Annotated in this window: 12 protein-coding genes; 5 read left to right on the top strand and 7 right to left on the bottom strand. The window is 37.7% G+C overall.

Annotation, left to right across the window (positions count from 1 at the left end; genetic code table 11):
- The first annotated feature begins 1 nt into the window (after window position 1).
- A complete protein-coding gene (locus tag AC0L7T_RS06630; RefSeq protein WP_473341712.1) occupies window positions 2-913 on the top strand; it encodes a DUF4097 family beta strand repeat-containing protein in 912 nt (303 codons plus the stop codon).
- A 74-nt stretch (window positions 914-987) separates the two neighbouring features.
- On the opposite strand, the gene AC0L7T_RS06625 is transcribed toward AC0L7T_RS06630, so the two are convergent.
- Both AC0L7T_RS06625 and AC0L7T_RS06620 read right to left on the bottom strand, forming a co-directional pair.
- Window positions 988-1,473: a hypothetical protein gene (locus AC0L7T_RS06625; protein WP_473341711.1), complete on the bottom strand. Its 486-nt coding sequence runs from the start codon at window positions 1,471-1,473 to the stop codon at window positions 988-990.
- Window positions 1,474-1,499: 26 nt separating this feature from the next.
- Window positions 1,500-2,597, bottom strand: a complete 1,098-nt coding sequence (locus AC0L7T_RS06620) for a 2Fe-2S iron-sulfur cluster-binding protein (RefSeq protein WP_473341710.1) — start codon at window positions 2,595-2,597, stop codon at window positions 1,500-1,502.
- A gap of 325 nt (window positions 2,598-2,922) precedes the next feature.
- On the opposite strand from AC0L7T_RS06620, the gene AC0L7T_RS06615 reads away from it, so the two are divergent.
- Window positions 2,923-3,666, top strand: coding sequence for a DUF4397 domain-containing protein (locus AC0L7T_RS06615; protein ID WP_473341709.1), 744 nt, complete (start codon window positions 2,923-2,925; stop codon window positions 3,664-3,666).
- Window positions 3,667-3,800: 134 nt separating this feature from the next.
- Entirely contained in the window at window positions 3,801-5,144 is a 1,344-nt protein-coding gene (gene purB, locus AC0L7T_RS06610) for an adenylosuccinate lyase (protein WP_473341708.1), read from the top strand.
- Between the two features lie 205 nt (window positions 5,145-5,349).
- On the opposite strand, the gene AC0L7T_RS06605 is transcribed toward purB, so the two are convergent.
- The 5 genes from AC0L7T_RS06605 to AC0L7T_RS06585 form a co-directional block, all read right to left on the bottom strand.
- The gene (locus AC0L7T_RS06605) at window positions 5,350-7,407 is read right to left on the bottom strand and encodes an alginate lyase family protein (RefSeq protein ID WP_473341707.1); all 2,058 of its coding nucleotides are present in this window, start codon (window positions 7,405-7,407) and stop codon (window positions 5,350-5,352) included.
- A 93-nt stretch (window positions 7,408-7,500) separates the two neighbouring features.
- Complete coding sequence (locus tag AC0L7T_RS06600; RefSeq protein WP_473341706.1) at window positions 7,501-8,043, bottom strand: HEAT repeat domain-containing protein; 543 nt, start codon at window positions 8,041-8,043, stop codon at window positions 7,501-7,503.
- Between the two features lie 166 nt (window positions 8,044-8,209).
- Window positions 8,210-8,380, bottom strand: a complete 171-nt coding sequence (locus AC0L7T_RS06595) for a type II toxin-antitoxin system antitoxin (protein ID WP_473341705.1) — start codon at window positions 8,378-8,380, stop codon at window positions 8,210-8,212.
- Between the two features lie 5 nt (window positions 8,381-8,385).
- Window positions 8,386-8,868 (bottom strand): hypothetical protein, encoded by a 483-nt coding sequence (locus tag AC0L7T_RS06590; RefSeq protein WP_473341704.1) that lies wholly within the window; start codon window positions 8,866-8,868, stop codon window positions 8,386-8,388.
- Window positions 8,869-8,870: 2 nt separating this feature from the next.
- Complete coding sequence (locus AC0L7T_RS06585; RefSeq protein WP_473341703.1) at window positions 8,871-9,719, bottom strand: SPFH domain-containing protein; 849 nt, start codon at window positions 9,717-9,719, stop codon at window positions 8,871-8,873.
- A gap of 434 nt (window positions 9,720-10,153) precedes the next feature.
- Here AC0L7T_RS06585 and AC0L7T_RS06580 point away from each other — a divergent pair, with 434 nt between their 5' ends.
- Window positions 10,154-11,383: an MFS transporter gene (locus tag AC0L7T_RS06580; protein ID WP_473341702.1), complete on the top strand. Its 1,230-nt coding sequence runs from the start codon at window positions 10,154-10,156 to the stop codon at window positions 11,381-11,383.
- 190 nt (window positions 11,384-11,573) lie between these two features.
- Window positions 11,574-12,692, top strand: a complete 1,119-nt coding sequence (locus tag AC0L7T_RS06575) for a mechanosensitive ion channel family protein (protein WP_473341701.1) — start codon at window positions 11,574-11,576, stop codon at window positions 12,690-12,692.
- The last annotated feature ends 259 nt before the right edge of the window (window positions 12,693-12,951 follow it).

The following is a 12,951-nucleotide window of genomic DNA, read 5'->3' as shown; positions in this document are numbered from 1 at the left end:
TATGAAGTTATCTACGAAAAATTATTACCTACTAATTATTTTAATGTTTATAGGTATTGGATCTTCCAAAGCTCAGGAAATCATTCATAAATCCTTCTCGGGCATTCAAAAACTTGAAATAAAATCCGGAGCCATAGAAATCCAGTATAAAGGCAAAGAAGAGCTTGAGCAACTTGATCTTGAGGCCTTTCTGGGACAAGAGGAAAACGCCGATAAAAACCTGGTGATGATCACTGTTGGCAACACTTTAAAAATCGCATACAATGGTTCCAATCCACATCGGGGTAGTAAACGATACATTAAAATAAACGGCCCCTCAAGGATGCAACTGTCCATTAAATCAAGTTCAGGGTCGGTAATAATCTCTGGCGTAAATGCGCCTTCCCATCAATTGGAAGCCAGCTCAGGACAGGTAAAGGTTTTTGATGTTAAAGGCGATTTACTCTTAAAAGCTTCCTCTGGCAATATTCAATTGGCCAATTTAATGGGAAATCTGGATTGCAAGGTATCCTCAGGCAATGCAACGGTAGAAGATGTAAAGGGAGACATGAATTTCAAAGCAACTAGTGGACAATTAAAGGCAAATTCAATTAGCGGATTGCTAAACGCCAAACTTACATCAGGAAATATGAAACTGAACCAAATCGGCGAATTGGGAAGTTTGGAAATTACATCAGGCAATATTAGGGCAGATCATGCAGGACTAGGTGCCTATACAAGTATGAATGGTTCTTCTGGCAATATTCAAATCACCACCACAAGTGATCTTAATGATTATAACTTTGACATGAGGGCTGGAAGTGGGAACATAAGGGTAGGCAATCGCTCTGGAAATAAGTCAATTCACATTAATAATGGGAAAAGCACTACAATCAACGGAAGGGTGGGATCAGGCAATATTTCTATTCAATAATTATAAAATAGGCAACAGGCAATCGCCAATCTCAGATAATTTCAAAAAGTCTTGATTGGCGATTGTATTTTTTTTTAGTCTAGTTCATCTCTTTTTCGAATTTCCATTACCATTTCTTTATCTGCCCCTTTTAAATGCAAAGCATTTACAATCCTTCCAGGCATAGGTTTAGCCAAAGAAATGTATATTAGGGTGATAACATAAGCAATTGTAAACCCTTGATTCTCATAAAAAAACAAACCAAAAGCACACAGTAGGCCCACCCAAAACAGATGCCAATACCTCAAAAAAATCGCTCTGGCATAGCCCTTTACTTTCTGACCGAGGTCATCCGTAGTCTTTCTAATTATCCTAATCCGATTGGTATAGGCTATTTGTTGCATCACAAGTATCGCACTAACCAGTCCTAAAGTTACAAAATTAAATACCTGAGGAAGCTCCGGTAAATTAAATTCGAGGTTACCACTTGTGACATACATATACGCAAATGCAAATATGGGCAAAGGAATGGCTATCAATAGCAAGACATTCCGCTCTAAAATACGGAAGTCTTTTTTCATTAATTTAACTTGATTTTCTGAATCCATTAGTCGATCTGAATCTTTACCTCAGAATTGGTTGGTTTGGCAGAGCAGCATAGGACATAACCTTCCTTAATTTCATTTTCACTTAACCCTGCATCCTCATCCATTTTCACTTCACCGGAAAGCAACTTCCCACGGCAGGCAGTACAAAGTCCACTCTGACAAGAGTACGGCATATTTAGCCCTTCATCTAATCCTGCTTCCAAAATGGTTTTCCCAGGGGCTACATCAAAAGCATATTCTTCACCTTCCAATAATATTTTTATCGGCCTGTCAACGACAGCCTGGAGGGATTCCTCCTCTGGGTGCGCCACTTTTTCGAGGTGAAAATTTTCGCTATGAATAAATTCTTTTTTTACCTCAAGATTACTCAGACTTTCCTGAGCAGTTTTCATCATCCCTTCTGGTCCACAGATAAAAAAGCGTTGATTTTCAGAAAAGGAATTAAAATGGGCGGTAAAGAATTCCTTGACTTTATCTTCATTCAATCTTCCTTTGGCACCATCCCATTCGGGTTGAGGTTTCGTTAGATTGTGAGTCACATGAAGTTTCCCAGGATATTTTTCCTCAAGTGCCTTTAATTCTTTATCAAAAATAATCATGTCCTGTGATCTACTACAATACATTAAATGCACAGTGGATTTAGGTTCATTGACAAGAATCGACTTGATTATGCCCATAATGGGCGTAATACCACTTCCTCCAGCGAACATACCATATTTCCTCTGGTTTTGAGAATGGTAATCTGACACAAAATGACCTAAAGGCTTCATTACCGTAACCCTTTTGCCTGGGACAAAGGTGTCATTGACAAAATTGGAGACCAATCCTCCCTCAAGTCTTTTAACAGTAATCCCAGGAAACGGATCAATAAAAGGTGAAGTCGATAGACTATATGATCTCCTCTCCTGTTTCCCATTAATCTCAACGATAAGGGTTAGAAATTGACCTGGGAGGTACTCCATGATAGGGTCCGGCTGGTCAAAATAGATGGTTACTGTATCAGATGTTTCTTGAACAGTTTCTCTAATTCTTAGGGTGAGGTAATGATCATCTTTTTCGAGATCATCTTTTTTCTTTTTAAAGAGTTTAAACAGCATTATAATAATAGGAATAGTTTGTAAAGCAATTCATGCAAAATTAACATACTCTTTTCCAATTACCTATTACGAGAAAAAATAGTTAGCAAACTTTAACTTGAATTAGGCAATAGCTGATCTTTATCCTATTAAAAACACTCCCTAATCAGGCAAATGTCTCTATTTTCAAACTCACCAAAAGGGCGCAAGTGTCAGTCCAAGTTTAACAGCCCAATCATTCCAGGTTGCTTATTGATCCCTTTACCTGAACATTTTTACAAGGCTGATGTAGCATTTGAATGCTTCTTCTCGTACTGGCATTATAAGACTAAACAACTATAACAGTATGAATGCACAAGTTAATAATTTAAAGAAAAGAGCAAGATTAAGGGGAATTCATTTTTTAATGTTGTTGATGATTCCATTTACTTTTTCTTGCCTGGACAACGATGATGATATCAATCAATCACCGAATACTCCAACCGCATATGTTTCTTTCTACAATGGAACCAATGCTACAGCAGACATCAAAATCAAAGTAGACAGTACGGTTTATGACAGAAAACCATTTGATTTCGGAAACTATATAGACTATTGGTATTTTTATACTGGTGACCGAAACTTTTCATTTATTGACACTGAATCAGGACAGTCAATTTTGGATACTGCTGTTAGCCTTGAAGTAGAAAAGGCATACTCCTTTTTTATGGCTGAAAAAGAAGATGACTTTGCTACGCTTTTTGTAGAGGACAGTTTGGAACTGCCCGTCAGTGGAAAAGCACTTATTAGACTTGTCCATTTGGCATCAGATGGGCCAGAAGTCACGCTATTCCAAAGAGACAAGGATGAGGCTATCATAGAAAGTCTTCCATACATGGAGATCACTGATTTTATTAACGTAGACTCTGGGGAGACGGACTTAATCCTAAAATCACAGGGCAATGATCAAGATGAACTCGTCCGATTAAATGATGTACACTTAAGGGAGGGAAGAATTTACACCTTAGTAGTCAGAGGTAAGGTTCAGGCAGCCAGCAATTCAGCTGAGGCACTTCGAATCCAATTGATAAGAAACTATCCCAACTATTAATTAGCTTCAACAATGTTTATTTTAAGGGGCTTCTGGAAACAGGAGCCCCTTTTATTTTATATTATTTTAGTGTTGGCCTCGTCTTTTGAATAATAACAATTATTTTTGTGCCTCAATTGAATTACAGACGAATTATGAAACTCAATCCACTTACCGCAATCTCTTCTATAGATGGCAGATATGCCGCTAAAACCAGCCCTTTAATGGCCTATTTTTCCGAATATGCATTGATACGGTACAGGGTAAAAGTAGAGATCGAATATTTTATAGCACTTTGTGAATTGCCCCTTCCCCAGTTAAGTAGTGTAAAACCTGAGCAATTTGAGCTAATCAGATCTATTGAAAAGGATTTTAATGAAGCTGATGCGCAGGCAATCAAGGACATTGAAAAAACCACCAATCATGATGTAAAGGCGGTAGAGTATTTTTTGAAAGATAAATTTACCGCTTTGGGGCTGGAAGGTGTAGTCGAATTTATCCATTTTGGTTTGACTTCACAGGACATCAACAATACCGCGGTACCTATGATGTACAGAGATGGTATCAAGGAAGTGATAATTCCTGCATTGTTACAAGTCCAAGAAAAGATTAAAGCGCGATCTGAAGAATGGAAAGCGGTACCAATGTTGGCCAAAACACATGGTCAGCCTGCCTCTCCTACCCGACTGGGTAAAGAATTCGAAGTATTTGTTAGTCGTATTTCGGCACAGATGGAATTGCTAAAAGCCATCCCTTTTGCTGCGAAATTTGGCGGTGCAACAGGCAATATGAATGCGCACCACGTGGCTTTTCCTGAAATTGACTGGAATAACTTTGCAAACGACCTGGTTTCAAAAAACCTGGGACTGAGCAGAAGTTATCCCACCACTCAGATCGAACATTATGACCATTTTGCGGCACACTTTGATGGCCTAAAAAGGATCAACACCATCCTTCTTGATTTCAGTAAAGACATTTGGCAATATGTTGCCATGAATTATTTCAAACAAAAGATAAAAGCCGGAGAGGTAGGCTCTTCTGCAATGCCCCATAAAGTAAATCCAATAGACTTTGAAAATGCCGAAGGCAACTTAGGCATTGCCAATGCTTTGTTGGAGCACCTTTCTGCTAAACTTCCTATCAGTCGTCTGCAAAGAGACTTAACAGACAGTACTGTTTTACGGGTAATAGGTGTACCATTGGCACATATGCAAATTGCTTTCCTATCCCTTGACAAAGGAATAGACAAACTGGAATTGAACCAGGCAGCAATTGAAAAAGACCTGGATGAAAATTGGGCGGTAGTGGCTGAAGCCATTCAAACAGTTCTTAGGAGAGAAGGCTTCCCTAAACCTTACGAGGCATTGAAAGCACTTACCAGAACACACGAAAAAATCACTCAAAACTCAATTAGCGAATTCATTGGTGGTCTGAATGTTTCGCCAGAAATAAAAGCAGAGTTAAAGAACATAACTCCATTTAATTACACCGGACTTTAATCCAGCGTTTACTGGATTAAATTTTCAACTGACTTTGATTTCTAGCGACCAATTTTATACTCAAAAAAGCCTGAATCGTTTAAAAATAAAGCAAAGTCTATAAAAAGCAAAAAGGCTTGTTTCTTTTAGGGAAACAAGCCTTTTATTTTTTCGAATTATTTGTCCCCTTTAATGAGGTTAAAGCAATTCTTCCAGCAAGTCAATGCTATCGTTTTTTAAATTTAATGTTTTCGCTATTCTCAAAAGGAACAGTAAGGTCCCAGGTATCTCCTTTAAGATTCACTTCTATTTTCACCCCAGTCTTGCTCTCCCCTACAATTTTTGCGCGTGTTACAAGGCTATCTCCATTTCCAGGTGAAGGGATTAATAACCACACAAAGGTTGAATTGTCTGCTATATCACTTGTGTAGATACTCGCTATATTTGGTTCGTAAAGGTTGTATTCGGGACTGTACCAACCCTGGATTTCAGGTTCTTCCTGCCCCTTGATCATTTGAATATCAAATGTAGCGTTACCAACAGGCATCACTTCAAGGCTTCCTTCGGGATAACTCCCTACTGTGGATTGCCCGACACGCTTGACATCTGCAGCTGGATGCCAATGCCATAAGGTACTAATCGATCTTGGTTGGTCTGTACTTATCCTATCCACAACCACCCAGAATTCACCTCGAACATAAAAAAGGCTCCGATTATGGTTTGCGCTACCTTCCAGGTCAATAAATTCACCGAAGGAAGAAGAGGCGAAATCATAATCATTGGTAATCTTTACCGTATTACTTTCAAGTGGCTTCTCTGCCAATCGTGGTCCATCCTCCTGAACTTTTCCATCAATTAAAACCAAATTATGTCCTTTACTACTTAGTGCATAGGGTCGGAATTTTCTTGCCACCTCACCTGTATAGGCATACCTTCCTGCATCTACAAGAAAATCCTTTCCAAAAGCTGATACAGATAAATGCAATTTGTCATTGTGTTGGTGACCGCTGCCCCAGGGACCTATATCAAAAAAGGACCAATGTGCCATCGAATCATAGCCACTTCTAGAAATGAGTTGACCTGCCCAAGGTATTAAATAAGAGGGACCTTCATCAGGCTTAACACCCTCACTTCCATTGCTTGCCAGATAGGCCCATTCTGGGTGGTTGTATTTTTTAGCAGCTCTCAAGATAGTGGCCCGATCACTGCCTCTATCTCCATCGTTATTTAGAATTCTGTGTCCATCTGGCCTAATTGCTCTTGCAATGTACCAGTACATGCCTTCAATGGTTTGATTAAAATATTCCGGAAGTTCTCTCCCTGCCTCATCACAAAGGTTCTTGAACAATTCGAAACTAACCATTGATACATTGTGATAATGGGAAGAGAGTTCAGTTTGAACACCATCGGGATAAACCTGTCCTCTCATGCTTTCAGTCATTGTTTCTACCGCATAATCCATCCACTCAGAGGAAGCTTTGTATTCGGGAAAGTAGGCAACGACTGTTGCAAGTGAGGATATTTCCATGGTTAGCCAATTGTTTCCACCATGAAAATTCCTATTGTAATGTGCATGGTCCGGCAGGCTACTCAGGATCAACAAGCGAGTGGCCGGGGAAATGTACTCACTTTCCATCATACCGTAAAAAACCCTGGACCAGGTTTTTACCCGGGCGGCTACTTCAAGCCCTCTCCAAATGGATTCTGATTTTTTTTCGGCTGGATAGGGCATGCTGGCTAAAATAAAATCTCTTAAAAACAGGTCCATGTATTCAGCATACTTTGGGTTTCCAGTTTCAAAGTAGGCACCCATCACATTGGAAAGTTGGCTGTGGCGATTTGAAAGCCAGGCCCATTCCCTGTCATTGTTTGGCCCTTTATAATACCAGTCCCTATGTCCATTCTCTAGTACGGGGACTTTGCCTTTGACATTTTGAATGGTAAATACATCCTTTAATATCGTATCTGCACCTGCTATTGTTTGTGAAGAAATTTCAGGCAAAGTTCTTCTTAAGCCCATTGCATTCCCTGATGCTTTGTAGTAAGCCAATAGTTCATTCGCAGCTTGCTCCCAATCCCCTTTTGAGCTGGCGGCTTTTACTTTTTCTAAACCCTTAAGGTCTAAGTCTAAATGGTCAAATATCCCTTTTACTGTCTCTGGATAAGATTGGTATAAATCTTTCACCGTAGTGATTTCCTTCCAATTTTGCTGGGCAAAGGATAATTGAAACATTAGTAAAAACAAAATCAGCAAAAGGTAATTCTTGGTTTTCTTTGGGTTCATTAGTTTTCAAATTATGTCAAAATATACAATAGATCTTTAAATTTTACCTTGACAGGTAAATCAAGTAATTATTCAGAAGGCCTGTTGAGATCACTACTCTTCTTCTTCCAAAATTTCTTTTAGTTCTGCCAAAATAGTTCCTGCTTCAGCTTTTATCAATTCAAAATCATCACTTTTTGAGGCGTTGTTAAGAAAATGATTCCAATGCTTCTCTGCTTTTTTCAAAGTTCTTGGAGTAATGTCAAATTCCGCATAGTCCAAATGGACCTTTGCAAGTGTAGCCGATTTAAAATTACCAAAAAGGTAAATGCGAAATAGGTCTACGAACTTATCAATAATGTCAAATTCTTCTACCAGAGACACCAAACCGCCATTGTTTTGCTGATTTGTAGGATGGTGAATCACTTCAAATAGCACATCCAGGGTAGCTGATTTATTGTCCATCAATGCAAGCACCCTTGTGGCCAGAAAAGCATCTTCCAAATCATTGGTTTTGAGTACATGAATCAATTTCTCATGTACTTCACTCCCACCTATTCTAACCAACTGCTCACCATATTTCATGGGCTCATCTTTGGTTTTGTCCAGCAGGTTGTCTATTAATTTATCAATATTATTTTTTTCAACACTTTCCATATAAGGGAAATAATTAGTTCATGATTTAACCATCCTGAATATGCTATCTTTCTTTACCACCGCGAGTTGTAATACTATTATGTAATGGATCACATAATAGTATTACAACTCGCGGATTACAAATCAGGCTAATTTCAAGTTCTATTCTAAGTAAAACCTTTTGAGTTTACTTGTCTTCATCTTTTGATTTTGGTAACCTGCCTGCTTTTTTTAAAGCATCATGAATCAACCATTCCAATTGTCCATTAGTGCTTCTGAATTCGTCTGCAGCCCATTTTTCCATGGCTTTCATCAGCCGTTCATCAATACGCAGGGCAAAAGGTTTTTTCTGTGCCATAAATATTACCTTTCACTTCTCCATTCTCCCCATGCTTCCAGAATTTTATCCGGATTGCGGGTACTCCATACAAAACTACTATCTTTCAATGAAACCCTCACTACATGAGCTGTGCTGAATAAGTATTTCCACTCACCTTTTAAATCATAATGAAAGCCTAACCCTCCCCCAGACCAAATCGAGGCTTTCTTTATTTGTTGAATATTCTTTACTTCTTCCCACTTGTATCTTCTCCATATATTGATGAACGGAGGACTTTTGTATGAAAGTCCTGTAGCATCCATCCTAATCATCAGTTTCATACTAACAATCAACAAACCAATAAGCATTGAAACAGCCAAAACAATCGCTAAGCCCATATAGCTTGAGGATTCTTCAATCTCTAATAAGCCATTGAACAATGCAACGATGGTTACCAATAGCTGTAAACCAAAGAAAACAGGGATAAACCAAGTGTCCTTAAGAGACTGGAACTCATTATAAACCATGTTTATTGATTTAAGGTGCCCACATTTACAACCGGACTCGCATTTTTATCAGAACACAATACAACCATCAGGTTACTTACCATAGCAGCCTTTTTTTCATCCTCAAAATCGATAATCCCTTTTATTTTCAGATCTTCCAGGGCCATCTCTACCATCCCCACTGCTCCATCAACAATCATCCTTCTAGCAGCCACAATCGCCGTAGCCTGCTGTCTTTGCAACATGGCAGAAGCGATTTCGGAAGAGTAGGCCAGATGAGAAATTCTTGCTTCAATAACCTTTATACCGGCATGTTGCAAGCGTGCGCTTATTTCATCTTCAAGAGATTTGTTTACGTCCTCTACCCCTGAACGCAAGGTCACCTCAGCATGCTCATCTTCAAAATTATCATAGGGATAGGTCCCCGCCATTTTGCGAACAGCTGCATCCGCTTGCAAATGAACGAAATTTTCATAATCATCAACATCGAATGATGCTTTAAAGGTATCAGCTACTTGCCACACGACTATGGTGCCAACCATTACTGGGTTACCTATTTTATCATTCACTTTTAAAGGTTTGTTTTCAAAATTTCGAACCCTTAATGAAATTTTCTTTTTGGTCATGAATGGAATTACCCAAAAGAAGCCGTCGCTTTTTACCGTTCCCTTATAGGATCCAAAAAGAAGTAGCACCATTGCCTTATTTGGCTCCACGATAAAAAAGCCAGGTATAATAAAAACTAGCACGATTACGGCCGGCACAAAAAGAAAGGGAATTTTACCAATAAAAGCAAACACTAGGAATGCCAACAAGAATAGGGTCACGAATACCATTGAGTATCCGGATTGGGGTTTAATTGTCTTTTCCATATTATTTTAATATTATAATGATATCATTCCAAATTTAAAAAAATAAATCAATATTCCATAAACTATTCGAAAAAGGTTTTGGGTTAAATGCTGATTTACAGGAGGAAAAGGAATAAAAAACGGATTAGTGGTGATGGTGGTGAAAAATGAAGTATATACAATAGGTCAAAAAAATGCATTACCTCTACTATTTTAAGGTGACACATTTCCGAAAAAAGGCAGGAAAATCTACTAGATAATAGATTTTAAAAAAGAAAAAAAGATTGTGAAATATGTAAAACACATACATTCAAGTGATTAAACACTCATTAATCAAAATTTTAATGATAATTTATATAAAAGGACAGAAGGTAGAATCATTTTTTTTTATATTGTCCAATTAATTTGATCAACCATCTGAAAAAAAAGTATACAAACTTCTAAACCCAAATTCAATGAACGAAAATATTAACAAAAGTGCACTCTTTAACGGGAGCTGTTTTGCACTGATCACTACCGCTTTCACCTTCAGTATCCGAGCTGGTATCCTACCTGAACTTGGAGAAGAATTCGGATTAACCGCAACTCAATTAGGATTTATTAATTCAATGTGGTTTTTGGGTTTTCCCATTTCCATGATTATTGGAGGTATAGTATACCACTCTTTTGGTCCTAAAAACATCATGAGAGTTGCTTTTATAGCCCATACTCTTGGTATTTTATTAACCATTTATGCTGGCGGTTATACCACCTTATTGATTTCCACTCTATTTATAGGTTTTGGAAATGGTTGTACTGAGGCTGCGTGTAATCCTATGATTGCTGACATGTATTCAGGGGTGAAAATGAATAAAATGTTGAACAGGTTCCATATGTGGTTCCCTGGAGGTATTATGGTAGGTGCGCTAATCTCTACCTTTATGACTGGATTGAACTTAGGATGGGAAGCACAAATGTGGGTAACCATGATTCCTACCGTTATTTACGCCTATTTATTCTTTGGTAAAACTTTCCCAAAAGCAAAAGTGGAAGGTTCAACCTCTCTACTCAATAACTTCAAAGCTTTATTTAGTCCTGTATTTATATTCCTTTTTGTATGTATGGCATTTACTGCCATATCCGAATTTGGACCACAACAGTGGGTGAATATCATTTTGGCTAACAGTGGTGCCAATGCCATGATAATATTGGCCTTGACTACTGGAGTAATGGCCGTAGCAAGGTTCTTTGCAGGACCTGTTGTAGCCAAACTTGGTCAAACTGGTGTTTTATTATTAGGAGCTATTTTAGCCACAATAGGTATATACCTTTTCAGTATAGTAACTGGACCTGCTGCTTATTTCGTAGCTGTAATATTTGCCTTGGGAGTGGCTTATTTCTGGCCTGTTATGGTAGGTGCGGTAGCCCAAAGAGTTCCACTAAGTGGTGCATTGGGATTGTCCATCATTGGTGGTATCGGAATGTTTTCTTCTGCGATTTTCCAAGGAGTAATCGGTGGCTGGATTGATTCAGCCAGAGCTGAATCAAGTGCTAAAGGATTAACAGGAGACGCATTAGAATTGGCAGCTGGGCAGGCCACGCTCCAAAACATAGCTTTCTTCCCTATAATATTAATTGTACTCTTTACAATTTTCTTCTTCTGGCAGAAAAACTCTAAAAAAACTGAAGCAGTAAGCCCTGTATGATTTCAGTAAATGCTTAATAAAATTGCAAAAGGAGTCACAATAATTGTGACTCCTTTTATTTTGATGGGACTGAAAAAAAATAATTCAAGTATTACTTGACCCAATTTAATGTGCTTTTTTTGAACCATTCTTACTAAAAATACGGTTATTATGCTTTAAAATTCCTTTAACCAACCAAATCAATCCCATTATGTTTGACGAATACCTGGCTCAAGAACTCTGGAACAACACCACAAAAGATTATTTAATGGCAATGGTTTTTATCGTTGTGGGTATTCTGATTGTCAGAATATTTAAGAAAACATTATTAACAAAAATCAAAAAACTGACTAAAAAAACAGATACTCATTTCGATGATTATTTGGTTGAAGCTATAGAGAAATTTGTTATCCCCGCGCTTTATATTTCTATTGTATTTTTCGGTATAAAAACCCTTACGATTTCTGATAGTTTCAGGAATATTATTTCCAATACCCATAAAGTTGTTCTTGCCTATTACATTATAAGACTTGTTTCTCGGGTATTAATATTGTTATTAAAAACCTGGGTAAAAGAACAAGAAAACGGTGAAGAAAAGGTAAAGCAAATTGGGGGTATAATACTCATTATCAATATACTGATATGGGGGACTGGTTTTTTATTCCTATTTGACAATCTCGGATACGACGTCACGGCCATTGTAACGGGTATGGGTATCGGTGGTATCGCTGTTGCTTTGGCTGCACAGAATATTCTAGGTGATTTATTCAACTATTTTGTCATCTTTTTTGACAGACCAATTGAGATTGGTGATTTCATTGTAATAGACGATAAAAACGGTATCGTGGAGAAAATTGGTATAAAAACCACCAGAATTAAAACACTATCGGGTGAACAACTTGTATTGGCCAATAGTGATTTAACAAGCTCTAGAATACACAATTACAAAAAAATGCAAAGGAGAAGAATTCTCTTTGGGGTGGGCGTTAGTTATGAAACTAATACGGTTGATTTAAAGAAAATTCCTGAAATTCTTAAGGAAATCGTTAACCAACAAAAGCCAATAACCTTTGATCGGGCTCATTTTAAAGAGTTTGGGGATTCCAGTCTAAATTTTGAGGTGGTTTACTATGTAGAGGTTGCGGCATACAACACCTATATGGACATTCAACAACAAATAAACTTTGACATTTTTGACAAGTTCCAATCTATGGGAATTTCTATCGCCTTCCCTACCCGTACATTGTATCTTCGAAATGAAAATGAACAAAAACTTAAGATAGAAAATGTTTCCAATACAGAAACTTCTATAAAAAACTCAGCTTCATAGCGATAGATTTGTAGCTACTTTGAACATTAGCGATCATAAAATTGGCATTCGATTCGAGTTGCTAAGAAGGCATTTTGAAAATAGGACCAAACATAAAATTCAGTCATTAGAACCAAAAATAAAAAAGCCAAAGGTTCAATAATACAATTATTTAACCTTTGCTTTTTTATAGCAAATTTTTATTTCCAGGATTTAATAGGAAATAATAATTCGGTAAATCAGGAAACTATAAAAATTATGACTTTAAGCCATAGTTTTA

This window comes from Cyclobacterium sp. 10D3-21, from assembly GCF_055809755.1.
The sequence above is the reverse complement of the archived record's forward strand: the minus strand, read 5'-3'. Positions and strand labels throughout refer to the sequence as shown.

Bases quoted from the DNA above. Each gene is read 5' to 3' on its own strand.
- AC0L7T_RS06630 (WP_473341712.1), top strand. From the start codon at position 2: ATGAAGTTATCTACGAAAAATTATTACCTACTAATTATTTTAATGTTT.
- AC0L7T_RS06625 (WP_473341711.1), bottom strand. From the start codon at position 1,473: ATGAAAAAAGACTTCCGTATTTTAGAGCGGAATGTCTTGCTATTGATA.
- AC0L7T_RS06620 (WP_473341710.1), bottom strand. From the start codon at position 2,597: ATGCTGTTTAAACTCTTTAAAAAGAAAAAAGATGATCTCGAAAAAGAT.
- AC0L7T_RS06615 (WP_473341709.1), top strand. From the start codon at position 2,923: ATGAATGCACAAGTTAATAATTTAAAGAAAAGAGCAAGATTAAGGGGA.
- purB (WP_473341708.1), top strand. From the start codon at position 3,801: ATGAAACTCAATCCACTTACCGCAATCTCTTCTATAGATGGCAGATAT.
- AC0L7T_RS06605 (WP_473341707.1), bottom strand. From the start codon at position 7,407: ATGAACCCAAAGAAAACCAAGAATTACCTTTTGCTGATTTTGTTTTTA.
- AC0L7T_RS06600 (WP_473341706.1), bottom strand. From the start codon at position 8,043: ATGGAAAGTGTTGAAAAAAATAATATTGATAAATTAATAGACAACCTG.
- AC0L7T_RS06595 (WP_473341705.1), bottom strand. From the start codon at position 8,380: ATGGCACAGAAAAAACCTTTTGCCCTGCGTATTGATGAACGGCTGATG.
- AC0L7T_RS06590 (WP_473341704.1), bottom strand. From the start codon at position 8,868: ATGGTTTATAATGAGTTCCAGTCTCTTAAGGACACTTGGTTTATCCCT.
- AC0L7T_RS06585 (WP_473341703.1), bottom strand. From the start codon at position 9,719: ATGGAAAAGACAATTAAACCCCAATCCGGATACTCAATGGTATTCGTG.
- AC0L7T_RS06580 (WP_473341702.1), top strand. From the start codon at position 10,154: ATGAACGAAAATATTAACAAAAGTGCACTCTTTAACGGGAGCTGTTTT.
- AC0L7T_RS06575 (WP_473341701.1), top strand. From the start codon at position 11,574: ATGTTTGACGAATACCTGGCTCAAGAACTCTGGAACAACACCACAAAA.